This window comes from Tamaricihabitans halophyticus (assembly GCF_004340875.1).
Taxonomy (GTDB): domain Bacteria; phylum Actinomycetota; class Actinomycetes; order Mycobacteriales; family Pseudonocardiaceae; genus Tamaricihabitans; species Tamaricihabitans halophyticus.
The window spans coordinates 20,371-46,101 of the sequence record NZ_SLXQ01000025.1 but is presented as its reverse complement, the minus strand read 5'-3'; the positions used below and the strand labels follow the sequence as shown (position 1 = coordinate 46,101).

The following is a 25,731-nucleotide window of genomic DNA, read 5'->3' as shown; positions in this document are numbered from 1 at the left end:
CTGCGACGTCCTCTACGCCATGCTCCGCAACAAAACCCACTACCAACACCCCATGGAATCCCCCGCTTGACAACTCCATAGGGACACCCCCCACCCCCCCCACACACACCGCAATCTTTAGGGATCTTGCGATTGAGGGACCAGCGGCTCACCTAGCTGATCGCGCGTAGTCGCCCGTCCCACCCGTTGTCGAGCAACGGCGGCAGAAACACCGCCAGCTGCTCCGGATACACGGTCTCGTCGGTGTCCCGCAGCTGCGGCAGCGTCCACCACCGGTGTCCATCGATGCTGTCGCGCTCCATCGCCGTGAAGCCCGAGGTGTCGATCCGCGCCGACAGGGCCTCCGCTGGGACGGTCTCCCCCGTCGTGTCCCGCAAATGAGCCAGGAAGAACCACTCGTCACTGGCCATCAGCTCGCCGTCCCACGGGAATTGGGCACGGCGCCGCCAGACTGGACCGACCAGCCGGTCACCACTCAGCTCCAGACCGGTTTCCTCGCGCAGCTCACGACAGGCGGCGCCGCGCAGCTCCTCCCCCGCCTCGACCTCGCCGCCCACGGTGAACCAGATACCGGCGTCTTTCCTGGCCGGATCATGCCCGTTGAACAGCAGCACCCTGGCGCCGGCGTCCACCAGCAACACCCTTGCCGACCGCCGATACCTTGCCAGCTGTCCAGTCAGCTCCGGCTCGGCGATCTCCAGATAGCTGGGCTGTGCCGCGGTTCCGGCTAGCCGACACCAGCGCACCACCCGCCTGCGTCGTTGGGTGAGCGTGTCCCGCACGGCATCGTTGTGCACCCGGCGCGCGATCACGACCCGCTGTTCCGCGTCACCCAACTCCTCGACGAGTTCGGCCGGCAGCGCGCTTCGCTGTACCAGGCCGAGCAGCCTGGTCAGCTCGTTCTCCGCCTGCTCACGCTCCTCGCGGGGTACGCTTTCCGCCCGTTCCGCCGCCGCGCGCAGGGCATCCGCCTCGGTTTCCGGAAGCAGTCCGGCGGCGGCAACGGCCCGAGCCACCACCGCGCGTCTGCCAAGCGCCGCTTCGGCCGCCGCCCATGCCGCGTCGGTGCGCACATGCAGCCGCATCAGCCGGTTCGCGGTACCGATCAGCCAAGCGCCGAGCAGCAAAGCACAGACCAGAACCGCGGCGATGATCGTGAGCATGGGCTGACCGGTCATTTACGGATCGCCAGCTTCGCGCACCTGACGCGGGCATGCCGCGATCGCGGTCTCATACACCCGCTGGACCTGCTCGGCGAGCACCGCCCAGTCATAGCCAGCGACCCGCGCGCTACCCGCCTCGGCGAGTTCGGCGCGCCGCGCTGGATCGGCGAGCAGCTCCCGCAACCGGCTACCAAGCGCCTCGGAGTCGCCGGTCGGGCTCAGCACGCCGGCCTTGCCACCGTCGAGCACCCTGCGGAACGAGTCCAGCTCACTGGCAACGACCGGTGTGCCGGCCGCCATCGCCTCGGTCAGGATCATCCCGAAGCTCTCGCCGCCGGTGTTCGGCGCGCAGTAGACGTCGACACTGCGCAGGGCCCGCGCCTTCGTCTCGTTGTCCACCTGGCCGAGCAGATCGAGCCGTTCGGCCAACCGGGGACCAGCGAGCCTGCGCAGCTCCTCGGCGGCACCCCTACCGACGACCAGCAGCCGCAACTCGGGTAGGTCCGCCAACAACGGCCGCAGTGCGTCCAACAAGACCGGCATGCCCTTGCGGGGTTCGGCATAACGACCAACAAAGCCGATCGTGCCGCCCGCGCGCGGGTACCCGTCCAGCGGACGAGCATTGGCGAAAAACGGCACGTCGACCCCATTCGGGATCTCTACGGCGTCGCCTCCAAGGTGCTCCACCTGCACTCGCCTTGCCAGCGCGGACACCGCGATCCGCGCGGTGATCTTCTCCAGAAATGGTTGCAGCACACCGTGAAACGCGCTCAACGCCCGTGACCGCGGCGTCGAGGTGTGGAAAGTCGCGACGATCGGACCGTCGGCGAGCACCAGCGCCAGCATCGACAGGCTGGGCGCGGTCGGTTCGTGCAGGTGCACCACATCGAAATCATGCTCGCGGATCCAGCGACGCACCCGCGCGTAGGAGACCGGGCCGAACGACAGCCTGGCCACCGATCCGTTGTAGGGAATGCCGACCGCGCGCCCCGAGGAGGTCACGAAATCCGGCAGCTCGTCATCGTCGTCGGCGGGCGCGAGCACGTCGACCTGGTGGCCTAGTTTGCGCATGGCCACGGCGAGATCGACGATATGCTCCTGAACTCCGCCCGGCACGCTGAACGAGTACGGCGAGACCACTCCGATTCTCATCGGGCGCTCCGGGATGCTGAACCCCGCCCGGTCATCGTTGTGGTCCCGCGGCCCGATCGTCGCCGGGTAGGTCCCGGTCCCATAGCGGCTGCATCATGTGCCAGTCTGCCGGATGGGTGGCGATATCGGCCGCGAACACGTCCGCCAGCGTCTGCATCGCCGCGGGAACTTCCTCCTTGGCGTTCACCCTGATCGGCGGGTGAATCCGCAACCCCCAGCCGTCCTCGGTGAACCAGGTGTGCGCGGGCAGCAGCGCCGCTCCGGTGTAGGCGGCAAGTTTGGCCGGCCCCGCGGGCATCCTGGCCTGTTCCCCGAAGAAGCTCACCGGCATGCCACTCGGCGACAGATCCCGGTCGGAGAGCAGGCAGACCAGCCGGTTCTGCCGCAGCCGCTTGAGCAGTAACCGGGTGGGTGAGCCTCCGGTGCCGTCATGCGGGATCACTTCGAAGCCAAGCGATTCCCGGTAGGCGACGAACCGTTGATACACCGACTCGGGTTCGAGGCGCTCGACAACGGTGGTGAACTGTCCGGAATAGCCGACCAGGTAGACACCGGAGATATCCCAGTTCCCTGAATGCGGCAGCGCGAGCACCGCGCCGTTACCGGCTTCGAGTGCGGCGTCGACGTATTCCATCCCGGTCGCGACCGAATGCACCTGGCGAAAGGTCGCGCCGAGATCCATGGCGGGCAGCCGGAAAGCTTCCCGCCAGTACCGGGCGTAGGAGCGCAGCCCGTCCCGGACCAGCTCGTCCAGTTCCGCGGGGCCGGCTTGCGGCACCACCCTGGCGAGGTTGCGCCGCAGCTGCGCGGCCCGCGGCCCGCCGCGCCAGGCGGCGAGGTCGGCGCCCAGTTGGAAGGCTCCGGAGGCGATCCCCTTTGGCAAGGCGCGCACCAACCGCCAACCGAGGCCGTAGCCGTGGTCCTGGATCCGCTCGCCGAGCCGCCCGCTCATTCCCGCGATCCTCTGGCGATCTCGTTGGCCGAGCGTCGTACGGCAACGATTCGTTGCAGTACGGTGAGTACCGAAAGCACCGCGAGCACCCAGATCGCGATGTCCACCGCGTAGGGCACTCCGAAACCAGCCAGGCCCGTGCCGACCAGCGTGATGATCAGACGTTCGGCCCGTTCGATGAGGCCACCGTCGCCGTCCAGGCCGGATGCTTCCGCGCGGGCCTTCACATACGACGTGAGCAGGGCAAGCACCAGGCACAACAGGGTGGCCGCGGCGAGTGGTTCGTTCTCGTCCACGGTGAAGGCCCACCAGGCGACGCCGGCGAGCAGCGCACCATCGGCAACCCGGTCGCAGGTCGAGTCCAGTACCGCACCGAACGTCGAGGACCCGCCCTTGGCGCGCGCCATCGCGCCGTCGAGCAGGTCGAACATCGCGAAGCCCCACACCGTGAACGTGCCGGCGAGTAGCTGGTCGCGCGGGAAAAACCAGAGGGCGCACAAAACCGCACATGCGGTGCCGATCAACGTCATCGCGTTCGGGGTCAGCCCGAGCCGCACCAACCATGCGCCGATCGGATCGGTGACGCGCGAGACGGAAGCGCGAGCGAATATGTTCAGCATTGCCGCAAGCCGGGTAGCCCTACCTCTGTGTCCGTCACTGGTTTTTTGTCTGTCGCTGGTCAGCGCAGCCTAGCTGTTCGCGGGCAAACCAATCGAGGCGAGGTCAACTCCGGCTCACCTGGTTCAGGCGCTCTCCGGGTCGGTCGCGCGCTCCGCGGCGCTCGGGACGACCTCGGGCAGCTCTGCCGAGTCCGCCGCGTAGACCTCCTCGACCTGCTCCAGCGCCTTGGCGCATTCCCCGGACAGCCCGTCCTGGATCGCCTGGCCAATCTGCCCGAGCACATCGACCTGCTCCTCGGTCAGTACGTCGAACAGATACTCTCGAACGGCCGTGACATGGCCGGGTGCCGCCCGCTCCAACGCCGCGAATCCCGCTTCGGTCAGCGACGCCCAGGCACCTCGTTTGTCCTCGTCACACGTGCTCCGCCGGACCCAACCGGTGCGCTCCAGCTTCGCCACGGCATGAGAGAGACGACTCCGCGAGGCCCGACAGGCACTAGCCAGGTCACTCATCCGCAAGGTGCGGTTCGGCGCCTCGGACAATGCGACGAGGATCTCATAATAGGTATGCGGGATGCCGGACTCCTGCTGGAGCTGGCGCCCCAGATGCTCCGAGAGCATCCAGGTGGCCTGCAGATATGCCCGCCAGACTCGCTGCTCCCGCTCCGTCAACCACCGCACCTCGTCCACTCGACCGAGTATACCTGTTGTTGAGAACTCAACTTCTTTTGCTAGAATTCGATTGAAGGCTCAATTACATCGCCACTCAACGAGACAGAAGGGACCCGCTATGACCACGGCTACCCAGATTCCCGGGTACACCACCGGCACGTGGACGATCGACCCCGCACACTCGGATGTCACCTTCACGGTTCGGCATCTCGGCGTCTCCAAGGTTCGCGGTCGCTTCGCGGACGTCGCCGGTGAGGTCATCACCGCGGAGAACCCGTTCGACTCCTCGGTGCACGCCGTACTCAAGACGGCAAGCATCGACACCAACAACGAGCAGCGCGATGCGCACGTGCGCACCGAAGAGTTCCTGCACACCGAGGCGCACCCGGAGCTGACGTTCCAGTCGACGGGTATCAAGCAGAACGGTGAGGACTACGTGCTTTCCGGGGAGCTGACCATTCGCGGCATCACCCGGACGGTCGACCTCGAGGTTGAGCTAGGCGGCTTCGCGCCAGAAGGGCCCGCCGGCCAGCCGGTGCTCGGCCTCTCCGCCAGCACCGAGATCAACCGCAAGGACTTCGGCGTCACCGGCGGCGCCGCTGGCGCCATGCTCGGCGAGAAGATCAAGATCGAACTGGACATCGAAGCGACGAAGAACTGATCCGAGCACTGGGGTCAGTTGGCCCGCCATGCGTCCGAAAGCAGCTGCCTGGTCTCGCCGAGCAACTGCGGCAGCACCTTGGTGTGCCCGATCACGGGCATGAAGTTCGAATCCCCACCCCAGCGGGGCACCAGATGCTGATGCAGATGCGCGGCGATACCAGCGCCAGCGATCACGCCCTGATTCATCCCGATGTTGAACCCGTGCGGCGCGGAGACCGCACGGGTCACCCGCATGGCACGTTGCGTGAACTCGGCCAGCTCTACGGTTTCCGCATCGGTTAGTTCGGTGTAGTCGGCCACATGCCGGTACGGCACCATCATCAGGTGGCCGGGGTTGTACGGGTACAGATTCAGTACCGCGTAAACCAGCTCGCCGCGCGCGATGATCAGCGCGTCCGCATCGGACAGCTCGAGCAGTCGACAGAACGGGCAACCGGCCTGCTCCTCCGTCGCCGGCTTGTTCTCTCCCTGGATGTAGGCCATCCGGTGCGGAGTCCACAACCGTTGCAGCGCGTCCGGAATCCCGACACCGTCCTGCGGGACCAACTCGGGATGTTCGGTCATCCACCCACCTTGAAGTTCTCCGCGTTTGGCGAGTCGTTCTCCCGACGGGCCACCCAGTCGGCGATCTCGGCAACGGCACGATCGACCGGAATGCCGTTGATCTGACTGCCGTCCCTGAACCGGAAGGACACCGCGCCGGCCTCGACGTCCTTGCCGCCGGCGAGCACCAGGAACGGGACCTTCTGGGTGGTGTGGTTACGGATCTTCTTCTGCATCCGATCGTCCGAAGCGTCCACTTCGACCCGGATACCCTTGGCGCGCAGCGCGGTCGCCACGTCGGCCAGATAGGCAGCGTGCTCGGCTGCGATCGGGATCCCGACAACCTGAACCGGAGCGAGCCAGGCGGGGAACGCGCCCGCGTAATGCTCGGTCAGCACGCCGAAGAACCGCTCGATCGAGCCGAACAGCGCGCGGTGCAGGACCACCGGCTGCTTGCGGGTGCCGTCCGCGGCCTGGTACTCGAGTTCGAACCGCTGTGGGTGCTGGAAATCGACCTGCACTGTGGACATCTGCCAGGTGCGGCCGATGGCGTCCTTGGCCTGTACGGAAATCTTCGGTCCGTAGTACGCGGCACCGCCCGGGTCCGGTACCAGTTCGAGCCCGGAATCCTCGGCAGCCGCCCGCAGCGCTTCGGTGGCCTCCTCCCATTGCTGTGGATCCCCGATGAACTTCGGTGAATCGTCCCGAGTGGACAGCTCGAGGTAGAAGTCGGCGAGACCGTAGTCAGCGAGCAGATCAAGCACGAAGCGCAGCAGCGAACGTAGTTCGCCCGGCATCTGCTCCTTGGTGCAGTAGATATGCGAGTCGTCCATGGTGAGCCCGCGCACCCTGGTCAAGCCATGCACCACACCGGATTTCTCGTAGCGGTAAACGGTGCCGAATTCGAACAGCCGTAGCGGAAGCTCCCGATAGGACCGCCCGCGCGAGCGGTAGATCAGGTGGTGCATCGGGCAGTTCATTGCCTTGAGGTAGTAATCCTCGCCCTCGAACTGCACCGGCGGGAACATCGTGTCCGCGTAGTACGGCAGATGTCCCGAGGTGTGGAACAGCCCGCTCTTGCTGATATGCGGGGAGTTCACGAACTCGTAGCCGGCCTGCTCGTGCCGCTGGCGCGAGTAGTTCTCCAGCTCCCGGCGAATGATCCCGCCCTTGGGATGAAAGACCGCGAGACCGGAACCGATCTCCTCGGGGAAGCTGAACAGGTCCAGCTCCGCACCGATCTTGCGGTGATCCCTGCGCTCCGCCTCGGCCAACAGTTCGAGGTACGCGTCGAGCGCTTCGGCCGACTCCCATGCGGTCCCGTAGATCCGCTGCAGCTGCGGGTTCTTCTCGTTGCCCCGCCAGTAGGCCGCCGCGCTGCGCATCAACGTGAAGGCTGGAATGTGCTTGGTGGTCGGCAGGTGCGGGCCACGGCACAGATCGCCCCAGACTCGCTCACCGCTGCGCGGATCGAGGTTGTCGTAGATGGTCAGCTCGCCGCCGCCGACCTCCATCACCTCGCTGGTATCCACGTCACTCTTGAGGTCGACCAGTTCGAGCTTGTACGGCTCGGCCGCGAGCTCCTGTTTGGCGTCCTCGACCGAATCAACCGCCCTGCGGGAAAACCGCTGTGCGCTCTTGATGATCTGTTTCATGCGCTTTTCCAACGCCTGCAGATCCTCCGGCGTAAACGGCCGGGGCACGTCGAAGTCGTAGTAGAAGCCATCGGTGATCGGCGGCCCGATACCGAGCTTCGCCTCCGGATACAGCTCCTGTACGGCCTGCGCGAGCACATGCGCGCAGGAATGCCGGATCACACTGCGCCCCTCCGGCGAGTTCGCCGGCACCGGTCGCACCTCGGAGTTCACCATTGGCGCCCAGGACAGATCCCGCAACGCGCCGTCGCCGTCGGCGACCACCACGATCGCCTCGGGGCCTTTGCCAGGCAGCCCGGCCTCGCGCAGCGCGGTGCCGGCCGTCGTACCCGCCGGCACCACGACGGGTGGGACGGACTGGGCAACAGTGGACACCGGCTGGGACACGACAACTCCTCGACGACCGCGCCGCTCCTGCTCACCGCGACGCACGAATTAGGGCAGGCGTCGATGCTATCGAGTTGTCCAGCCTGGCCGACCCCGGGTTTACTCCAAGCCGTACCCGTCCCCGGATATTGACCTACGACTCCGAGGCCACCGAGCCGGATGCCTCGGTCGAGGTGCCCGCGATCTCGGTGGCGATGGTCTCCGCCCAGGACCGGATCCGCTCCCAGTCGCGAAAATCGCCGGCACGCGAGCCCGTCGCCAACCGCCGCGCGAGTAAGCCACTGGCCGTCGCCGGATCGAGTTTGCCATCAAACGTCACCGCCGGCACCGCGCCGATCCGGTTCGCCAGCCTGGCGACGTTCACCGGCAGGTCAAGCTGCTTACCAGCCGCCTCCGGGCCGATCGGCCCGCTCTGGAACAGCCACACTGGCCGGTCGGCCAGCTGCTTCGAGTGCCGTTTCAGCACTCGGACCGCCTCCCTGCGCCACCGCGCGTTGTACAGCGCGCTTCCAAGCACCACGGCCTGGTAACTGTCCACACCGTAGACCTCGCCCGCGGAGCGGACATCGACGTCCAGCTCGGCGGCCCGTAACCGCTTGCCGATCTCCGTAGCGATCTCCTGGGTGGACCCCATCTTCGAGGCATACGCCACCAACACTCGCATCATGTACCCACTATTCCCTCACAACGGCGCACCGCAAAGCCCACATTGGTCATCGCGACGGGGGACCTACGTACTCACCCGCCGGTTACGGGATCGGCGCGTCGCGCGTGCCGAGCCGGAGGTGTTCGATGTGGTAAACGGCCTCGTCCAGCAGCATCGCCACGTGGTTGTCATACAGGCTGTACACGATGCTTCGGCCCTGCCGGGTGCCAGTCACCAACCCCAAGGTGCGGAGCAGCCGCAACTGGTGCGATACCGCGGACTGCTCCATCTCGACCGAATCCGCGAGTTCGCTGACCGAGCAAGCACCTTCGCGCAGCCGGGTCAGGATCAGCAGCCTGCTCGGCGTCGCCAGCGCCTGCAGCGTGCTGGCGACCGCCGCGGCGTCGGCGCTGTTCAACCGCGCGGCAGGCGTCGAGCGTCCCGGTACCCCATGTCCCACGGTGGAAGACTATCAACCCATATACATGAATAGCTCTTCACTTGTTCCTGTATTATTCCGACACGTGTCTACTGAAACCGCCCCTGAGCTGGGCAGTACGAGGTCCACTGGATCACCCCAGCGGGTACGCAGCGCCCGGACGCCGCTCTGGGCACTGACCGAAGCCCGGCTCGCCGGCTGCGCGCTACTACTGTTCCTGCTCGGCGGCACGGCCCAGCTGGCCGGCACCGCCCCGTGGCTGTGGTGGACGCTGTATCTGGGCTGCTACGCGGCGGGCGGCTGGCAACCAGCACTCGATGGAATGCGCGCGCTGCGGGAACGCACGCTCGACGTGGACCTGCTGATGGTGCTCGCCGCGATCGGCGCGGCCTCGATCGGACAGATCTTCGACGGCGCGCTACTCATCGTCATCTTCGCCACCTCGGGCGCGCTCGAGGCATACGCCACCCAGCGCACCGCGGATTCGGTCCGCAGCCTGCTCGAACTCGCGCCGACCAGCTCCACGCGAATTCGATCGGACGGCGCTACCGAGCTTGTCGACGCGGCGGCGCTGGAGGTCGGCGATCGGATCCTGGTACGTCCCGGCGAACGCGTCGGCGCGGATGGCGCCGTGCTGGACGGGGTGAGCGAGGTGGATGAATCCAGCATCACCGGTGAACCGCTGCCCGCGGACAAGGCCATCGGCGACGAGGTTTTCGCCGGCACGCTCAACGGTTCCGGTTCGCTCACCATCGGCGTAGCCCGCGCGGCACGGGAATCCGTGCTGGCACGCGTCGTCGCCCTGGTAGAACAGGCTTCCGCGACAAAGGCGCCGACCCAGCTGTTCATCGAGAAGATCGAGCAGCGCTACTCGGTGGGCGTCGTGCTCGGCACCCTCGCGCTGTTCGCCATTCCCCTGTCCTTCGGCGCCGACCTACGGGAAACCCTGTTGCGCGCGATGACCTTCATGATCGTCGCGTCACCCTGCGCCATCGTGCTAGCCACCATGCCCCCGCTGCTTTCCGCTATGGCCAACGCCGGGCGGCACGGCGTCCTGGTGAAATCGGCCGTCGTCATGGAACAGCTCGGCACCGTGAACCGGGTCGCCTTCGACAAGACCGGAACCATCACCGAAGGGGCCACCCAGGTCACCGATATCCGTCCGGTGGACGGTTCGACTGCCGAGCTACTCGGTTTCGCCGCCGCCGCGGAACAATCCAGCGAGCATCCGCTCGGCAGGGCTATCGTGCGCGCCGCGCGGGCCGCGGGGACGACCGTGCCGCCAGCGCGGGACTTCCGCGCGCTGCCAGGTATCGGCGTGACGGCCGTGGTCGCGGGGCGCACGGTCACGGTGCGCAATCCGCGGCATGCCGATGCCGGCCAGGCAGCCGAACTCGTCACCGAACTGGAGACGGCCGGGCATACCGCGGTCCTGGTCTCCGTGGACGGGCAGCCCCTCGGTGTACTGGGCATCGGAGACCGCGCGCGGCAGGACGCGAGCGCCGCGATCGGTGGGCTCGGTCAGCTCACCGACCGCGACCCGCTGTTGTTGACCGGCGACAACCAGCGTGCGGCCGCGCGACTTGGCGCCGAGGTCGGGATCACCGACGTGCGGGCCGGGCTGCTTCCCGAGGACAAGGTCGAGCAGATCAACCGGGCCACGGCGGACGGCGACCGGGTACTGCTGGTTGGCGACGGGATCAACGACGCGCCCGCGCTCGCCGCCGCGCATATCGGCATGGCGATGGGCAAGGGCGGCTCGGATCTGGCGCTGGAAACCGCGGACGCCGTGGTGGTGCACGATCAGCTCAGCACGGTGCCCGCCGCGATCGCGATCTCCCGGCGGGCGCGTCGCCTGGTGAAGCAGAACCTGGTGATCGCGGGGACATTCATCGCGGTGCTGGTGACCTGGGATCTGGTTGGCACGCTGCCGTTGCCGGTCGGTGTGGCCGGACACGAGGGGTCCACCATCATCGTCGCGCTGAACGGCCTGCGGATGTTGCGCCGCTCCGCCTGGCGTGCCAACCAGCCCTAGCTAGTGCGTACTGACGACCTCGTTGTAGTCCAGCCGGGGCAGGCGCTCGAGCCACGGGTTCTCGCCTGGCTTACCGATGTTCACCACGACCAGCGACTGCCAGGCACCGTCGGGAAAGAACTCCCGGTCCACTCCGGCCGCGTCGAAACCGGTCATCGGACCGGCCGCGAGGCCAGCGGCGCGCACGCCCATGATGAAGTAGCCGACCTGTAGAGAAGCGTTGAGCCGGGCGGTTGCGGCACGACCGCCGGCATCGGCGAAAAGATCCTTCGCGCCAGGCGCGTGTGGGAAGACTCGGGGCAGCGTCTCGTGGAACTCGGTGTCAGCGGCGAGGATGACGCTCACCGGCGCTGACTCGGTTTTCGCGCGGTTTCCCTCGGCCATGTGCGGCAACAGCCGCTGCCTGCCCTCGGCCGAACGGATCAGGGCCATGCGCAACGGCTGGTTGTTCATCGACGTGGGCGCCCATTTGACGAGCTCGTAGATAGCCCGTAGCTGCTCATCGGACACCGGTTCGGTGGAGAACGTATTGGCGGTCCGTGCCGTCCGGAACAACAGATCCTGCGCATCTTCGGACAACGTCAGCGAATCGGTCAGCTCCGTATGGATAGTCATCGGCTCATCCTTCGGTTCCGTGGTCGTGCGTACACCACGAAACAACTTACTTGAACGCTTGACTATTTCTGTGCACGGGCGACGATCCGCATGGGTGGCCTATCTCACCCCGGTCTCGTGCCTGCTTCGGCCAGCTCCCGATCCAACATCCGCGCCCACTCTCGGACCACCCGTGCGCGCCGTTTGCCGTCGTCGGTGAGCAGGTTCGCCAACCCCAGACCGCGCGCCAGATCGAGCGTCGCCTGCACGGCCTCGCGCGCGCCGGGCTTGGATTCATCCACCTCGAGTAGCTCAACCGCGGTCCGGTGCGCGACCCTGCCCACTCGCACCTCGAGCGGAACCACCCGCTCCTTGAGCGCGGCATCCGAGGAGGCGGCGGCCCACAACTGCAACGCGGCCCGGAACAGCGGGCCGGCATACATCTGCACCATGGCGTCCACGACCAGCTCGGTCCGCGATACGGCCGAGGGAGGCTGCGCCAACCGCGCACGGATTTCCGCCGAACGGATCTCCGCCATGTACTCGACGGCCGCGCCGAACAACTCTTCCCTGGTCGGGAAGTGGTGCTGCGCGGCTCCTCTGGAAACCCCGGCCCGATGGGCGACCAGTCCCACCGTGCTGCCTGCCCAGCCGAGTTCGGCCAGACAGCTCACCGCTGCCTCGAGCAGTCGCTGCCTCGTTACCCTGCTGCGCTCCTGTCGCGGTTCGCGGAGCACCGGCTCGCCCATACGACCACCTCCTCACCGGCCTCGATGATCACCCAGCCATGCTAGTAAGACTTGGGCAGACCCAAGGAGTTCTGTGCGACGAAGTTGAGGATCATCTCCCTGCTCACCGGTGCGATCCGGCCTACCCGAGAGGCCGCGATCAACGTGCCGAGCCCATACTCGCTGGCAAGTCCGTTCCCCCCGTGCACCTGCACCGCCTGATCGACCGTCCGCGCGCTCGCCTCGGCTGCCGCGTACTTCGCCATGTTCGCGGCCTCACCGGCACCGAAATCGTCCCCCATGTCGTACAGGTAGGCGGCCTTCTGGGTCATCAACTTGGCCAGCTCAATCTCGATCTTGAGTTGGGCAAGCGGATGGGACACGCCCTGGTGCGCTCCGATCGCGGTGCCCCACACCTGCCGCTGATTCGCGTACGTCACCGCCTTGTCCAGCGCGTACCGCGCTATGCCCAACGCGAACGCCGAGGCCATGATCCGCTCCGGATTCAATCCAGCGAACAGCTGCGCCAGTGCGGCGTCCTCGGAACCGACCAACGCTTCGGCGGGCAGCCGCACCTCGTCAAGGAACACCTGGAACTGACGGTCCACACTCACCAGATCCATCTCGATCGGCCGATACTCGAACCCGGGCACGTCCGTGGGCACGATGAACAGCGCCGGTTTGAGCTTGCCCGTCTTGGCATCCGCGGTGCGGCTGACGACCAGCACCGCGTCCGCCCAGTCCACACCGGAGATGAACACCTTCTGGCCGGAGAGCACCCAATCGTCCCCGTCCCTGCGCGCGGTCGTGGTGATCCGATGCGAATTGGAACCAGCGTCCGGTTCGGTAATCGCGAAAGCCATGATCGTCGAAGCATCCGCAAGGCCCGGCAGCCACCGTGAACGCTGCTCCTCGGTACCAAAGCGATTGATGATCGTGCCGCAGATGGCCGGCGAGACCACCATCATCAACAGCGGGCAACCACCAGCGCCAAGTTCCTCGAGCACCGTGGCGAGCTCGGCCATTCCTCCCCCGCCGCCACCGTACTGTTCCGGGAGGTTCACGCCGAGATAACCGAGCTTGCCAGCCTCGGCCCAGAGTTCGTCGGCGTGTTCTCCTGCCCGTGCCTTGCGCGCGATGTACTGGTGCCCGTAACCCGTCGCCAGTTCGAACACCGCGGCGCGCAGCGCCTTGCGTTCATCGCTTTCCACGAAGCTCATGTCGACCTGCCTTCCTCGACCTGCGGCTGATCCGCCTCCGGCTCAGCTATCACGATGAGCGTGGCGTCCTGAGCCACTTGCTGCCCGCTGGCGACCAGGAGTTCGCCCACCACACCGCTGGCCGGCGCCGCGATGGTGTGCTCCATCTTCATCGCCTCCAACCACAGCAGCGGCTGACCGGCGGCTACCTGATCGCCAACGGATACCGCGATCCGCACCACGTTGCCCGGCATCGGCGCCAGCAGCGAACCCGGCGCCCGCACCTTGGCCGGATCAGTGAACCTGGGCACCGGAACCAGATCCACCGCGCCCATGGCCGAGTCCACACACACCCGGTCCGGGTACCTGGCGACGGCAAAGCCGTGCCGTACTCCGTCGACGAGCAGCTCGACCAGATCCGGCCCCGCCGAACCCACAAGCACATCCGGATAGTCCGGCGCATGCGGACCATCGCGGGTAAACCGGTACCGCACCGCGTGTTCGGCGCGATCGCTCGCATAGCACTTGAGCTGGTCCTGCGAGACGATGTTGCGCCAGCCACTGGGGATCGCGCGCAGCACCGTCGCGCCGCGCCGGTTCTCCGCTGCGTCGGCCAGTGCCGCGGCGAGCGCGCTCAGCCTCTCGATGGTGGTATCCGCGAGCGGGGCGGCGAGGGCTGCCAACCCATGCCGGTCAAAGAACGCGGTGTCCGTGTCACCGGCGAGAAACGCCGGATGCCGGAGGGTCCGGACCAGGAGATCCCGATTGGTGCGTAGACCGTGCACCCTGGCCCGGCCGAGCGCCGCGCTGAGCGCGCGAGCGGCCTCCGTCCTTGTCGGCGCATACGAGATCACTTTGGCCAGCATCGGATCGTAGTGCACGCTCACCTCTGACCCGGTGCGAACACCGGAATCCAGCCTTATCGCCGGATCGGCAAGCACCTGGAACTCCCGTTCCCGACCATCCACATCGAACAGATAAAGTGGACCACTGCTCGGTTGCCATTCGCGCGCCGGATCCTCCGCGTAGAGCCGCGCTTCGATCGCATGGCCGGTACTCTCCGGAGGCGTGGCCGGTAACGACCAGCCCTCGGCGATACGCAATTGCCAGCGCACCAGATCGAGACCGGTCGTGCATTCGGTCACCGGATGTTCCACCTGTAGCCGGGTGTTCATCTCCAGGAAGAAGAACCGGCCCTGTTCATCGGCAAGGAACTCGACGGTTCCGGCGCCCACGTACTCGATCGCTTTCGCGGCATCACGCGCGGCCGCGCACAACTGCTCGCGCAGCATGGGCTGCCGTTGTACCAGTGGCGCGGGCGCCTCCTCGATCACCTTCTGATGCCGACGCTGGATGGAACACTCGCGCTCGCCGACCGCCCACACCGTGCCGTGCGTATCGGCGAGCACCTGCACCTCGATATGCCGGCCGGCTTCCAGGTACGGCTCGCAGAACACTGTGGCGTCCCCGAACGCCGCTGCCGCCTCGAGACGTGCCGACTCCAGCGCGGAATCGAGCTCGTCGAGCGCGCGGACGACGCGCATACCACGGCCACCGCCACCAGCGGATGCCTTGAGCAGAACCGGTAGATCCGCTGATGTCAGCCGCTCCGGATCGAGTTCGCCCAGTACTGGCACCCCTGCCTCGGCCATCAGCTGTTTCGCCGGAACCTTCGCGGCCATCGCCTCGATTGCCTGTGCCGCGGGTCCAATCCACACCAGGCCGGCCGCGCTCACCTTGGCCGCGAAGTCCGCGTCCTCGGAGAGAAAGCCATAGCCGGGGTGGATCGCGTCCGCGCCACTCGACCGCGCGGCAGCGATCAGCGCATCCGCACTGAGGTAGGTGTCCGCGGCGGCGGTGCCCGGCAGCCGGACAGCCAGATCCGCCTCGCGGGCATGGTCCTGTTCGGCATCGGCGTCGGAGTACACCGCAACGCACTCGATCCCGAGTTCCCGGCAGGTGTGAAATACCCTGCGGGCGATCTCACCCCGGTTGGCCACCAGCAGTCTCGTGATCATCCCGTCCCTCACATCCGGAAGACGCCGAAGTCGTTCGACCCCGCGACCGGGCCATTGTGGATCGCGGAAAGGCAGATACCGAGCACCGTTCTGGTGTCCCGTGGGTCGATCACGCCATCGTCGAAAAGTCGCCCGGACAGGAACATCGGCAGCGATTCGGCCTCGATCTGCTGCTCCACGGCAGCTCGCATGGCCGCATCGTCCTCGTCGCGGTACTCCCTGCCGGCGCCCTCGGCCGCCTGTCTGGCCACGATGGACAACACCCCGGCCAGCTGTTGTGGCCCCATCACGGCCGACTTCGCACTGGGCCAAGCGAACAGGAATCGCGGGTCATAGGCTCGACCACACATGCCGTAATGCCCCGCGCCGTAGGAAGCACCGATCAGCAGGGAAATATGCGGGACGGTGCTGTTCGACACCGCATTGATCATCATCGCGCCGTGCTTGATCATCCCGGCCTGCTCGTACTCCCTGCCGACCATGTAACCGGTCGTATTGTGCAGGAAAATCAAGGGGGTGTCGGTCTGGTTGGCCAGCTGGATGAACTGGGTCGCTTTCTGTGACTCCGTACTGAACAGCACGCCCTGAGCATTGGCCAGTACCCCGACCGGATAACCGTGCACCCGCGCCCAGCCGGTCACCAAACTCGACCCGTAGCCCGGTTTGAACTCATCGAAGTCCGAACCGTCCACCACTCGAGCAAGCACCTCGCGCGGATCGAACGGCACCTTGAGATCCGTTGGCACGATGCCGAGCAAGTCCTCGGCGTCGTACAACGGCTCAGGGGCCGGCGCGCTCGGTGCTGGGCCGTGCTTACGCCAGTTCAGCCTGGCCACGATCCTTCGACCGATGCGGATCGCGTCCTGCTCGTCCAGCGCGTAGTAGTCGGCAAGACCGGAGACCCTGGCGTGCATCTCGGCGCCACCGAGCGATTCGTCGTCCGACTCCTCCCCGGTCGCCATCTTGACCAGCGGCGGCCCACCCAGGAACACCTTGGACCGTTCCTTGATCATCACGACGTGATCGGACATTCCTGGCACGTAGGCGCCGCCGGCCGTCGAGTTGCCGAACACCAGCGCGATGGTCGGGATCCCCGCGGCGGACAGCCGGGTCAACTCGCGGAACATCTTCCCGCCAGGGATGAAGATCTCCTTCTGCGCGGGAAGATCGGCGCCGCCGGATTCCACCAGGTTCACCAGCGGCAGCCGGTTGCCCATCGCGATCTCCATCGCCCTGAGGTTCTTCTTCAGGGTCCACGGATTACTCGAACCGCCCCGCACCGTCGGATCGCTGGCCACGAGCACGCATTCGACGCCTTCGATCACCCCGATACCGGTGACCACGCTGCCACCCACCTGGTAGTCGGTACCCCAGGCGGCCAGCGGGGAGAATTCGAGGAACGGCGCGTCCGCGTCAACCAGTAGCTCGATACGTTCCCGCGCCAGCAGCTTGCCCCGTTTTCGGTGCCGTGCGGTGTATTTCTCACCGCCACCGGCTACCGCCTTGGCGTGTTCGGCGTCCAGTTCGGCCAGTTTGTCCAGCATCGCGGCGCGGTTGCCGGCGAACTCGGGCGCGCTCTGGTCAACTCCGGTCTCCAGCGCGGTCATGCCGTGTACCCCAGTGCTCGCCCAGCGAGGCTGGTCATGATCTCCGTGGCACCGCCGCCGATCCCCAGAATCCGCATATCCCGGTACTGCCGTTCCACTTCGCACTCCCGCATGTATCCGAGCCCTCCGTGCAGTTGGACCGCTTGATCCACCACCCATTCACCAGCTTCGACCGCGGTGTTCTTGGCGAAGCAGACCTGCGCGAGCACATCCTCACCAGCGAGGTATCGGCGGGCCACATCATGCGCGTAGGTGCGCGCGACATCGACCTTGCGAGCCATCTCGGTGAGCGTGTGCCGCACCGTCTGGCGGGCGATCAGTGGTTTGCCGAACGTCTGCCGGTCCCGGCACCACCGCACGGTCAGGTCAAGGGCACGCTGCGCACCGGCATAGGCCTGCACGGCAAGCCCCAAGCGCTCACTGACGAAGTGCTGGGCTAGTTGCGCGAACCCGGTTCCCTCCGCGCCAACCAGGTTCGCCGCGGGCACCCGGCAGTCCACGAAGGACAGTTCAGCGGTGTCCGAGCACAGCCAGCCCATCTTGGCCAGCTTGCGACTCACCGTGAAACCTGGCGTGCCTCGCTCGATGACCAACAGTGATATTCCCTCGGCACCCGATCCGCCGGTGCGCACCGCGGTGGTCACGAAATCGGCGCGGACTCCCGAGGTGATGAACGTCTTGGCGCCGTTGACCACGTAGTCGTCGCCGTCCCGATGCGCGGTCGTGCGCAAGCCGGCAACATCAGAGCCGCCATCGGGCTCGGTGACCGCGAGCGATCCGATGGCCTCGCCGGCGAGCGTCGGCCGGACCCACCGGTCGAGCTGTGCCGGGTCGGCGGCCGTCACGATATGTGGCAACGCGATTCCCGAGGTGAGTAGCGCGGCGATCAGCCCGCCAGAACACCCCGAATACAGCAGCTGTTCGGTCACCACCTGCGCGTCGATCACGTCGCCGCCCCCGCCGCCCACATCTGCTGGGAAGCTCACCCCGAGCAGGCCGAGCTCAGCGGCCTTGCGATGCAACGCGCGCGGAACCTCGCCCTCGGCTTCCCAGCTGTCCAGCGAGTCGAGTACTTCGTCGGCGACGAAGCGGCGCACGGTATCTCGTAGCGCATCGCGCTCCGCCGTTTCGAAAGGATCCGCCGTTTGAAAAGGATCCGCCGTCTCGAAACGATCCGTGGTCACAGTAGTACCTCCGGGATGTCCACCAGCCGGGCGCGTAGCCATTCGCCGACCGCCTTCGCCTGTGGGTCGAACCTGGCCTGCTCGGCGACACCCCTGCCGAGCAGGCCGGCAACCACGAAGTTCACCGCATAGAGGTTCGGCAGCAGGTGCCTTGTCACGGCCAGTTCCGCCGTTTCCGGTAGCAGCCGCTGGAACTCCGCCGTCGTCAGGGTGTGCACCAACCAGCGCCATGCCTCCTCGGTCTCCACCCAGACGCCCACGTTCGCGTTACCACCCTTGTCCCCGCTCCGCGCGGCGGCTACGGCGCCAAGTGGCACCCGGCGGGTAGCGCCAGCGGTGAGCGCGGCCGGCAGGACGGGCTCGGGGACCGGCTCCAGCGGCCGCACGCCGCCCGGCGGAGCTATGTCCACACGGGAGCCGTCCGGGCACACTGCTACCTGTGCCAGTTCCGCGGCCGGTATGTGCCCTTCCGTGTACACGCCATATGGCGAGGCACTGCCTGGCGGCGCGGTCAGGTGAAACCCCGGGTAGCTCGCCAGCGCGAGTTCCACGGCGGCTCCGCTGAATGTCCTACCGACCAGGTCCGCGTCCGCGTCATAGACCGTGCACCGCAGCACCGCGCTCGCCGCTTGCTCGGTATCCGGGTCGGCGTGTTCGGTTCGAGCCAGCTGCCAGCGCATCTCCGCTGGCGCGGCGTCCAGCGCGGCGGTGAGCTGCGCGCGCGCCAAGGCCGCTTTCTCCTCGATGTCCAGCCCGGTGAGCACGAAACTCACCTCGTTGCGGTAGCCGCCAAGTTCGTTCAGGCACACCTTGACGTCCGGGGGCGGCGGCTCGCCACGCGCGCCGCGAATCTGCACTCTGTCGGTGTCCAGTTCGGACAGTTCAATGGTGTCGAACCGCGCGGTCACGTCCGGCCCCGGGTAGCGGGCACCGGCGATCTCGTAAAGCAGCTGCGCGGTCACCGTGCCCACGGTCACCGCGCCACCGGTGCCCGGGTGTTTGGTGATCACACTCGACCCGTCCGGCCGGAGCTCCGCGATGGGAAAGCCCGGGCGGCGCACATCATGGCGGGTGAACCAGGAGTAGTTGCCGCCGGTCGCCTGCGCCCCGCATTCGATGACGTGCCCGGCTGCCACCGCACCGGCAAGCGCGTCGTAGTCAGTGTGTGTCCAGCCGAACCGGGCGGCTGCCGGGCCGACCACGAGCGAGGCATCGGTCACCCTTCCCGTGACGACGATATCCGCGCCGGCTCGAAGGCATTCCGCGATTCCCCAGCCGCCGAGGTACGCGTTCGCGGTCAGCGGTGCACCGAAGCCGAGCTCGCCGGCACGCGATAGCAGATCGTCCCCGGATACCTGAGCGACGTTGACGTCGAGGCCGAGCCCTGCGGCGAGTTCGGTGATATCGGCGGCCAGCCCGGCGGGGTTGAGCCCGCCGGCATTGCTGATGATCTGCACGCCGCGCTCCATGGCAAGCCCCAGCCCGTCCTCGAGCTGCCGGAGAAAGGTCTTCGCGTAACCGCGCCGCGCGTCCTTGAGTCGATCCCTGCCGAGGATGAGCATGGTCAGCTCGGCGAGGTAGTCCCCGGTGAGCACGTCGATCGGGCCGTCCACCAGCATTTCCCGGAACGCGCTGAACCGGTCACCGTAGAAGCCGGAGGCATTGGCTATCCGGAGTGTGCCGTCCGGCCCGAAGCGATTCGAACCAGTGTCGTTCGATCCTGGCTGGTTCGCCATAGCCCGGCTCACCGGAACTGCCCAGGTTGCCGACCGACTCCACGCGGTCCCGCGAAGGCCTGCGCGATGTCCAACCAGGTGCTTGCGGCTTCGCCCGTGGCCCGCAGATCGGTATCTGCCCGGTGCCGACGTTGCGTTACCAGGTAACAGAAGTCCACGGCGGACCCGGTGACGCTTTCCAGCGCATCCGCCGGCCCCCACGACCAGAGTTCGCCACCAGGGCCGCGCAGCTCGACCCGGAACTCCGTGGTTGGCGGCGTCAGCTGGCGCATCCGAAAGGCGAAGTCCCTGGTACGTACGCCGAGGTAGGCGACATGCCGGAGCCGCTCGGTCGGCTGCCGCTCGACGTCAAGTGCATCGGCGACATCGAGACCGTGCGCCCACACCTCCATCAGCCGTGCCGTCGCCATCGACGCGGCCGACATGGGAGTGGCGTACCAGGGTATTTTCGTGCCGTCCGGCACCTTCGCCAACACGTCGATCAGCTCGGACCGCGCGCCGCGCCAGCCGGCAAGCAGTTCGGCTGGCCGCTCGGCGGCACCCGCCTGTGCCGCATCATCCACGAACCGCTCCGGCGCGGCCAGCGCGGTGGCCAGTCGGTCCTGAAAGGACTCCGGATCGGTCGCGGCGAGTAGGGCCTGTTCGTCGGTCCATCGAAGATGGGCTATCTGATGCGCGATCGTCCAACCGGGTGCCGGCGTGGTCGTTGCCCAACCCGCCGCGGAAAGCCCGGTGACCAGTTCGTCGAGTTCGCCGCATTCCGCGGCAAGGTCCGCAAGCAACGCTGCTTTGTCCGTACCCATATCAGTAGGTTGGCAGCTGACGCCAAAACAAGCAAGCGTGCTTGCTTTATTTGTCGCGGGCACACCCGAGCGGACCGGGCCACCGGCGCGCCACTCCCCGACTCCGAGCCCGTCGATCGCCAGCGAGCGCGATACGCCCAGGTCATGACCAAGATCAGGGAATTACCCCGACCACCAAGGTAGGGGTGTCCCCCGGTCAGTTTCGGGAGCATTCCGGATGGTTCGAAGCCGTCCGGCAGGACACCGTTATGGACGTGGCAAACATCGCGCTAGCACCCAGCAGAACCCGGCTCGTCGCGCCCAACCCGCACGACGGCGCGATCGGCACGACCGGCGGCGCGCTCGGCTTCGGCGGGCTCGGTATCGCGGTACTGCTGATGACCTATCTCCACGTGGTCGCGAGTGGACTGATCAACCCGCTGGACCGGACGATGTCGGACTACGTCCACGTTCCCGGCTCGGGCTGGGCGTTCGGCGCGAGCGTACTGGCGATCGCGGTCGCGACGATCGGTACCGGGATCGGCCTCGCCCGGGTCGGTCTCCTGGGTAGCCGGCTACTTCGACTCGCGCTGGTGCTGACCATCGTGGGCGCACTACTGGCTGGCACTTTCCCGACCAATGCCAGCGGACCGCTCACCATGGCCGCGGAGATCCACCGTTACTCGGCTGGCGTCGTGTTCTTCTGTGTGCCGATCGCGGCCGCGCTCACCGGTATCGCCTTGCGGGGCAGCCGGTACGACACGGCCAGGCGCTGGTTGTTCGTGGGCGCGGCGATCAGTGCCGGCGCGCTCGTACTGTTCCTCGGCAGCCATTTCGGGTCACTGCCGGAAGGGTTCCAGGCGCTGCGTGGGCTGTTCCAGCGCCTACTGCTCGCCATTGAACTCGGCGTGCTGGCGATGCTCACCTACCTGCCAGCCCATATGGCGCGGAGGACCCGTTGCTAGCCGTCGGAATCGTCCTCGCGGTCATCGCGGCCGGCTGCTTCGCGATGGCCGCGCAGCTCCAGCACGGCGCCGTACACGCGACCGCGGACAGCGCCAACCAGCCACGGGTACGTGCCCTGCTACGCAACCGCCGGTGGCTGCTCGGCATGCTGGGGCTCGGCGCGGGTGCGGGCCTGCACGCCGCTGCTCTTGCGTTCGCGCCGCTACCGGTGATTCAACCGATTGGCGTGCTGGCGGTGGTCGGCTCGACCTGGTTCATCGCACGCACGCAGCAGCGCAGGCTGTGGCCAGGCGAACTAATCGCGCTGGGGATGACCTTGGCCGGGGTGCTCGGCTTCGTGCTCCTGGCGGTTCCCGCGGTCGAGGATACGGCGACTATCGCCTGGGGGCAGGCGATCGACGCGACGGCGCTGGTTGGTGGCGCCGCGCTGCTCCTGGCCCTGGTTGGCTCGCTCGGTCGCGGTATCGGTCGCAGCCTTGGCTTCGCCACGGCCGCCGCGGCCTGCTACGGCCTGGTCTCGGTACTCACCAGGGTCACCCTTGTTCAGTTCGAATCGACCGGGATATCCACCGGATCAGTGGTTGCGGTCGCCGGCATCATCGCGGCCGCCGTACTCGGCGGCTGGCTCATTCAGCACGCCTATGCCGCCGGATCACCCGATTCCGTACTCGCCTGCCTCACCGTGGGCGATCCGGTGATCGCCGTGGGCGCCGGCGCGCTGGTACTCGGCGAAACGATGATCTCGAACACCGCGTTGGCACCCGTCCAGGCAGCAAGCGTGGCACTGGCGGTCGGCGGCATCGCCACACTCGCCCGGCTACGCACCGCTCGGCCGGACCGCGCCGGGAAAGCAGCAATCAGTACATCCGTGACGAGCGGGTGCACTTCGCACAACAATCACGAGGAGTTCCACCATGACCGCGTCGCCGCATCGACCGATATCCGCTGACCGTCGCAAACGGATCGTTATCGGCGCGGACACCTTCGCGCCCAATGTCAACGGCGCCGCGCGCTTCGCGGAGCGACTGGCAGCCGGGCTCGCCAGACGTGGCCATGAGATCCACGTACTGTGCCCGAGTACCACGACAAAGGCGCAGGTGCTCGACTGGCACGGTGCCACGTTGCACCGGATCGCGTCGCACCGCACGCCAGCACATCCGGACTTCCGGATCTGTATGCCGTGGCGCGCCCGCAAGGACACCGCCCGGTTGCTCAGCGAGCTGCGCCCGGACGTGGTGCACAGTCAAGCACATTTCCTGGTGGGCAGGGCGCTGGTCAACGAGGCCGCCCGGCAGGAGATCCCGATCGTGGCTACGAACCACTTCATGCCGGAGAACCTGATTGGCTACGTGCCCATGCCACCCGGTCTCGCGGAGCGAGCCAGCCGGTGGGCTTGGCGCGATTTCGGCAAGGTCTACGGGAAGGCGGACGTGGTCACCACGCCGACCCAACGCGCGGTCCAATTGTTACGGGACAACGGTTTCCCACTACCAGTCCGGCCGGTCTCCTGCGGAATCGACGCCGACCGCTATCCCGGTGATGGCCAGCAGGTTCCGGGCACCGTCCTGTTCGTCGGACGGCTCGACGAGGAAAAGCACGTTGATGAACTGTTGCGGGCAGCCGCGCTGCTGAGCGCGGAGCAACCGATCCGGGTGGAGCTGGTCGGTGACGGCGCCTGCCGCGCCGAGCTGACCGAACTGGCACGCCGGCTCGGGATCGCCGACCGCGTCCAGTTCCATGGTTTCGTGTCCGAATCGGACTTGCTGGCCGCTTATGCCCGCGCGGAGGTGTTCTGCATGCCCGGTATCGCCGAACTGCAGAGCATCGCCACGCTCGAGGCGATGGCGTCCGGAAAGCCGATCATCGCGGCCAACGCGGTCGCCTTGCCACATCTGGTTACCGAGGACGTCAACGGCTGGCTCTACCAGCCAGGCGATATCGCCGGCTTGGCCGAACGACTGCGCAGGGTACTCGGGACTCCAGGGGAAAGCGCGCGGCTCGGCGCGGGAAGTCGTCGACTGGTTGGCAGGCACGCGATCGATGCCACGCTTGACGAGTTTGAGGAGATCTACGCCGAGGCGGCGGGGGAAGCCGCCCGGCCACGACTGACACTGGCCACGGCCGCATGAGCATGACGCGGCTCGGGGCTGACCGGCCGTAGTGAACACATAGCGAGTTCGGCATGCGTCACTCGCGTAGCGGTGTCCGGGCCGCTACCGGCTACCTAACGTGGACAGACGGTGGTGTTGCCGCGAATCAGGAGGCCGTCATGCAACCGAGCGCAGGTGGATGTAACTGCTGCAGTTCCTGTAGCGGGCCAGGGTGTGGCTGCTGCGGTAGCTGCTAGGAAAGGCCGCCGTGCCGGCCCCTCGGTGACGAGGGCGCCGGCACGGCTCGCATCCGCCGGCCGCTATCCGCGCGCGTGCGGATCAGGCGTTCGCGGCCGGCTCGACATCGTCGATCGGGCGCAGCTCGTCCGCATAGGACAGTGATACCCGCTTGAGAACCCCGCTGCTGGTTACGGCGTACTGGCCCATCCGCCACAGCGGCGGCGAGTAGGCGTGAATGGACACACTACCCTTGTCCTTGCCAGTCAGCCGGTGAATGTGCTCCGGGCCGAAGCTGAATACCTGGCCGGCTGCCACATCCGTTTCCACACTCGGCCCGCCGACCGCCAGGTTGTGTTCCACCAAGCGGCCCTGGGTCACCGCGACCGCACCGGACGAGATGTCGTGATCGTGCCAGCCCGTGTCGTTCTGCGGGGTCCAGCACAGCACCCAGACATCGACATGCGCGTCCCGGTGCAGCGAGACGTAGTGCCGCTCATCGTCGCTGAACGCGACATGTTGCTGCCATACCTCGGGATCATTCGCCAGGCCGGCGACGAGTTCACGCAACTCGTGCTGGTCGAGGTCACGGCCGGGCAACGTTTCCAGACCGAGACTCGTGGACGACTCGCGCACCGGGCTCGCCTGTCTGGCTGGCACCACATCGGCGACGGGTGCCGGGGCGACGGGTTCGGGTGCCGCGGTCGGATTGACGGTCACGGCAATCCTCCTTCCAAGAGACGACGTGGATTACTGCAACGGATGGCACGGGTGGCGGCGGCCCCCATGCCGGGATCTGTCGGTTCGGCATAGGGCCGGTCGCTGCCGAAGACCACGGGGTCGATTCCCAGCACCCGGATCAACGCGTCCAGGCCACGCGGACCGTACGAGGAGGTGTCGACGAAACAGTTCGGGTCGATCCGGCCGACCGTGCCACCCCTGGCGACCAGCCGCTCGTAGTGCACCGGCGCGAGGCCGGCGCCGGCCGCGAAGCAAATACGCAGCTCAGGTGCCACCGAGCGACCGGCAACATGCCAGCTCCACCAGGCGGCGTGCAGCTGTCCTACGTAGTCGAGTACCGGTGCCCACCACCCCGGCACGCCTTCCGCCGGACAACTGGCCTGGCCGGGGTGTACCAGCACCGGCCGGTTCTGTCGTTCACACTCGGCAAACAGCGGCGCGATCCGCTCCAGATCGGCAGGACGTTGCATCGCGTCGGCTGGTATCTGCAGGCCGATGCAACCGGCGGCCAGTGCCGCCCGCAGCGCGGCGGGATCCGGCTCGCGCATATTGGCCGCGGCCCACACCTGGAACGGCTTCGCCAGCGCCAGCGCACCGTCGTGCCACGCGTCGAGCAGCGGCGCGGCCTCGTCCGGAGGCAGCCACTCGATCCCAAGCGGGCTGGACAACGACAGCAGCACCTGGTCGATGCCCGCGTCCGCCTCGGCCGCGGCTCGTTTGCCCTGGTCATGCTCGGCCGGATCGACATCGTAGGGAGGTTCACCGGCCAGCCGCAGTGTCCAGCCATCCAGAAACGGTGCTGTATCACGAGCACGCAGCGCTTCGACCAGCTCTTCCGGCCAAAGATGCTGGTGTACGTCAATCACCAGCTCGGTCACCCAGACCTCCTTCGCGACCAGTAGTGATGCGGTTCAGTGAACGG

24 protein-coding genes are annotated in these 25,731 nt (G+C 67.0%); 5 read left to right on the top strand and 19 right to left on the bottom strand.

Annotation, left to right across the window (positions count from 1 at the left end; translation table 11 throughout):
* Positions 1-152 precede the first annotated feature (152 nt).
* The 5 genes from EV191_RS28550 to EV191_RS28530 all read right to left on the bottom strand — a co-directional run bounded on the left by EV191_RS28550 (position 153) and on the right by EV191_RS28530 (position 4,577).
* Positions 153-1,178 (bottom strand): NUDIX hydrolase, encoded by a 1,026-nt coding sequence (locus EV191_RS28550; protein ID WP_132881049.1) that lies wholly within the window; start codon positions 1,176-1,178, stop codon positions 153-155.
* On the bottom strand, positions 1,179-2,315 hold the full coding sequence (locus EV191_RS28545; RefSeq protein WP_132881048.1) for a glycosyltransferase family 4 protein: 1,137 nt from the start codon (positions 2,313-2,315) through the stop codon (positions 1,179-1,181).
* A 31-nt stretch (positions 2,316-2,346) separates the two neighbouring features.
* The gene (locus tag EV191_RS28540; RefSeq protein WP_132881046.1) at positions 2,347-3,267 is read right to left on the bottom strand and encodes a phosphatidylinositol mannoside acyltransferase; all 921 of its coding nucleotides are present in this window, start codon (positions 3,265-3,267) and stop codon (positions 2,347-2,349) included.
* Positions 3,264-3,887: a phosphatidylinositol phosphate synthase gene (gene pgsA, locus EV191_RS28535; protein ID WP_132881044.1), complete on the bottom strand. Its 624-nt coding sequence runs from the start codon at positions 3,885-3,887 to the stop codon at positions 3,264-3,266. The genes EV191_RS28540 and pgsA overlap by 4 nt, the downstream gene beginning before the upstream one ends.
* Before the next feature lie 123 nt (positions 3,888-4,010).
* Positions 4,011-4,577: a MarR family winged helix-turn-helix transcriptional regulator gene (locus EV191_RS28530; RefSeq protein ID WP_132881043.1), complete on the bottom strand. Its 567-nt coding sequence runs from the start codon at positions 4,575-4,577 to the stop codon at positions 4,011-4,013.
* 100 nt (positions 4,578-4,677) lie between these two features.
* Between EV191_RS28530 and EV191_RS28525 the strand changes: the two genes are divergently transcribed.
* Entirely contained in the window at positions 4,678-5,220 is a 543-nt protein-coding gene (locus tag EV191_RS28525) for a YceI family protein (protein WP_132881041.1), read from the top strand.
* A 14-nt stretch (positions 5,221-5,234) separates the two neighbouring features.
* On the opposite strand, the gene EV191_RS28520 is transcribed toward EV191_RS28525, so the two are convergent.
* The 4 genes from EV191_RS28520 to EV191_RS28505 all read right to left on the bottom strand — a co-directional run bounded on the left by EV191_RS28520 (position 5,235) and on the right by EV191_RS28505 (position 8,913).
* Positions 5,235-5,786, bottom strand: a complete 552-nt coding sequence (locus EV191_RS28520) for an HIT family protein (RefSeq protein WP_132881039.1) — start codon at positions 5,784-5,786, stop codon at positions 5,235-5,237.
* On the bottom strand, positions 5,783-7,807 hold the full coding sequence (thrS, locus tag EV191_RS28515) for a threonine--tRNA ligase (protein ID WP_165913148.1): 2,025 nt from the start codon (positions 7,805-7,807) through the stop codon (positions 5,783-5,785). The genes EV191_RS28520 and thrS overlap by 4 nt, the downstream gene beginning before the upstream one ends.
* Before the next feature lie 133 nt (positions 7,808-7,940).
* Positions 7,941-8,474, bottom strand: a complete 534-nt coding sequence (locus EV191_RS28510) for a flavodoxin domain-containing protein (RefSeq protein ID WP_132881035.1) — start codon at positions 8,472-8,474, stop codon at positions 7,941-7,943.
* An 82-nt stretch (positions 8,475-8,556) separates the two neighbouring features.
* The gene (locus EV191_RS28505; protein WP_132881034.1) at positions 8,557-8,913 is read right to left on the bottom strand and encodes an ArsR/SmtB family transcription factor; all 357 of its coding nucleotides are present in this window, start codon (positions 8,911-8,913) and stop codon (positions 8,557-8,559) included.
* Between the two features lie 64 nt (positions 8,914-8,977).
* Between EV191_RS28505 and EV191_RS28500 the strand changes: the two genes are divergently transcribed.
* Positions 8,978-10,927, top strand: coding sequence for a heavy metal translocating P-type ATPase (locus tag EV191_RS28500; protein ID WP_424565510.1), 1,950 nt, complete (start codon positions 8,978-8,980; stop codon positions 10,925-10,927).
* Here the strand turns inward: EV191_RS28500 and EV191_RS28495 are convergent, their stop codons facing one another.
* The 8 genes from EV191_RS28495 to EV191_RS28460 all read right to left on the bottom strand — a co-directional run bounded on the left by EV191_RS28495 (position 10,928) and on the right by EV191_RS28460 (position 20,796).
* Positions 10,928-11,542 carry a malonic semialdehyde reductase gene (locus EV191_RS28495; protein ID WP_132881030.1) on the bottom strand — a complete coding sequence of 205 codons (615 nt, stop codon included), beginning with the start codon at positions 11,540-11,542 and terminating at the stop codon, positions 10,928-10,930.
* 104 nt (positions 11,543-11,646) lie between these two features.
* A complete protein-coding gene (locus EV191_RS28490; protein ID WP_132881028.1) occupies positions 11,647-12,270 on the bottom strand; it encodes a TetR/AcrR family transcriptional regulator in 624 nt (207 codons plus the stop codon).
* A 41-nt stretch (positions 12,271-12,311) separates the two neighbouring features.
* Entirely contained in the window at positions 12,312-13,469 is a 1,158-nt protein-coding gene (locus tag EV191_RS28485) for an acyl-CoA dehydrogenase family protein (RefSeq protein ID WP_132881026.1), read from the bottom strand.
* Entirely contained in the window at positions 13,466-15,466 is a 2,001-nt protein-coding gene (locus tag EV191_RS28480) for an acetyl/propionyl/methylcrotonyl-CoA carboxylase subunit alpha (protein WP_132881024.1), read from the bottom strand. Before EV191_RS28480 ends, EV191_RS28485 begins: the two co-directional genes overlap by 4 nt.
* An 8-nt stretch (positions 15,467-15,474) precedes the next feature.
* On the bottom strand, positions 15,475-17,073 hold the full coding sequence (locus EV191_RS28475) for an acyl-CoA carboxylase subunit beta (RefSeq protein WP_132881023.1): 1,599 nt from the start codon (positions 17,071-17,073) through the stop codon (positions 15,475-15,477).
* Positions 17,070-18,257 (bottom strand): acyl-CoA dehydrogenase family protein, encoded by a 1,188-nt coding sequence (locus EV191_RS28470; protein WP_243659304.1) that lies wholly within the window; start codon positions 18,255-18,257, stop codon positions 17,070-17,072. Before EV191_RS28470 ends, EV191_RS28475 begins: the two co-directional genes overlap by 4 nt.
* Positions 18,254-19,993, bottom strand: coding sequence for an acyclic terpene utilization AtuA family protein (locus EV191_RS28465; protein WP_132881019.1), 1,740 nt, complete (start codon positions 19,991-19,993; stop codon positions 18,254-18,256). Before EV191_RS28465 ends, EV191_RS28470 begins: the two co-directional genes overlap by 4 nt.
* Before the next feature lie 8 nt (positions 19,994-20,001).
* Entirely contained in the window at positions 20,002-20,796 is a 795-nt protein-coding gene (locus EV191_RS28460; RefSeq protein ID WP_132881017.1) for a TIGR03084 family metal-binding protein, read from the bottom strand.
* A gap of 248 nt (positions 20,797-21,044) precedes the next feature.
* On the opposite strand from EV191_RS28460, the gene EV191_RS28455 reads away from it, so the two are divergent.
* The 3 genes from EV191_RS28455 to EV191_RS28445 are packed head-to-tail and all read left to right on the top strand — an operon-like array spanning position 21,045 to position 23,870.
* Positions 21,045-21,740 (top strand): DUF998 domain-containing protein, encoded by a 696-nt coding sequence (locus EV191_RS28455; RefSeq protein WP_132881015.1) that lies wholly within the window; start codon positions 21,045-21,047, stop codon positions 21,738-21,740.
* Complete coding sequence (locus EV191_RS28450) at positions 21,734-22,690, top strand: DMT family protein (protein ID WP_132881014.1); 957 nt, start codon at positions 21,734-21,736, stop codon at positions 22,688-22,690. Before EV191_RS28455 ends, EV191_RS28450 begins: the two co-directional genes overlap by 7 nt.
* On the top strand, positions 22,656-23,870 hold the full coding sequence (locus EV191_RS28445) for a glycosyltransferase (protein WP_132881012.1): 1,215 nt from the start codon (positions 22,656-22,658) through the stop codon (positions 23,868-23,870). Before EV191_RS28450 ends, EV191_RS28445 begins: the two co-directional genes overlap by 35 nt.
* A gap of 300 nt (positions 23,871-24,170) precedes the next feature.
* On the opposite strand, the gene EV191_RS28440 is transcribed toward EV191_RS28445, so the two are convergent.
* Together EV191_RS28440 and EV191_RS28435 are read right to left on the bottom strand one after the other, a co-directional pair.
* Complete coding sequence (locus tag EV191_RS28440) at positions 24,171-24,788, bottom strand: cysteine dioxygenase (protein ID WP_132881010.1); 618 nt, start codon at positions 24,786-24,788, stop codon at positions 24,171-24,173.
* A complete protein-coding gene (locus EV191_RS28435) occupies positions 24,785-25,687 on the bottom strand; it encodes an amidohydrolase family protein (RefSeq protein ID WP_243659303.1) in 903 nt (300 codons plus the stop codon). The genes EV191_RS28440 and EV191_RS28435 overlap by 4 nt, the downstream gene beginning before the upstream one ends.
* Between the last annotated feature and the right edge of the window lie 44 nt (positions 25,688-25,731).

Excerpts from the sequence above, each read along its gene's own strand:
- EV191_RS28550 (WP_132881049.1), bottom strand. The coding sequence starts at position 1,178 with ATGACCGGTCAGCCCATGCTCACGATCATCGCCGCGGTTCTGGTCTGT.
- EV191_RS28545 (WP_132881048.1), bottom strand. The coding sequence starts at position 2,315 with ATGAGAATCGGAGTGGTCTCGCCGTACTCGTTCAGCGTGCCGGGCGGA.
- EV191_RS28540 (WP_132881046.1), bottom strand. The coding sequence starts at position 3,267 with ATGAGCGGGCGGCTCGGCGAGCGGATCCAGGACCACGGCTACGGCCTC.
- pgsA (WP_132881044.1), bottom strand. The coding sequence starts at position 3,887 with ATGCTGAACATATTCGCTCGCGCTTCCGTCTCGCGCGTCACCGATCCG.
- EV191_RS28525 (WP_132881041.1), top strand. The coding sequence starts at position 4,678 with ATGACCACGGCTACCCAGATTCCCGGGTACACCACCGGCACGTGGACG.
- EV191_RS28520 (WP_132881039.1), bottom strand. The coding sequence starts at position 5,786 with ATGACCGAACATCCCGAGTTGGTCCCGCAGGACGGTGTCGGGATTCCG.
- EV191_RS28510 (WP_132881035.1), bottom strand. The coding sequence starts at position 8,474 with ATGATGCGAGTGTTGGTGGCGTATGCCTCGAAGATGGGGTCCACCCAG.
- EV191_RS28495 (WP_132881030.1), bottom strand. The coding sequence starts at position 11,542 with ATGACTATCCATACGGAGCTGACCGATTCGCTGACGTTGTCCGAAGAT.
- EV191_RS28490 (WP_132881028.1), bottom strand. The coding sequence starts at position 12,270 with ATGGGCGAGCCGGTGCTCCGCGAACCGCGACAGGAGCGCAGCAGGGTA.
- EV191_RS28485 (WP_132881026.1), bottom strand. The coding sequence starts at position 13,469 with ATGAGCTTCGTGGAAAGCGATGAACGCAAGGCGCTGCGCGCCGCGGTG.
- EV191_RS28480 (WP_132881024.1), bottom strand. The coding sequence starts at position 15,466 with ATGATCACGAGACTGCTGGTGGCCAACCGGGGTGAGATCGCCCGCAGG.
- EV191_RS28475 (WP_132881023.1), bottom strand. The coding sequence starts at position 17,073 with ATGACCGCGCTGGAGACCGGAGTTGACCAGAGCGCGCCCGAGTTCGCC.
- EV191_RS28465 (WP_132881019.1), bottom strand. The coding sequence starts at position 19,993 with ATGGCGAACCAGCCAGGATCGAACGACACTGGTTCGAATCGCTTCGGG.
- EV191_RS28460 (WP_132881017.1), bottom strand. The coding sequence starts at position 20,796 with ATGGGTACGGACAAAGCAGCGTTGCTTGCGGACCTTGCCGCGGAATGC.
- EV191_RS28455 (WP_132881015.1), top strand. The coding sequence starts at position 21,045 with ATGGACGTGGCAAACATCGCGCTAGCACCCAGCAGAACCCGGCTCGTC.
- EV191_RS28445 (WP_132881012.1), top strand. The coding sequence starts at position 22,656 with ATGACCGCGTCGCCGCATCGACCGATATCCGCTGACCGTCGCAAACGG.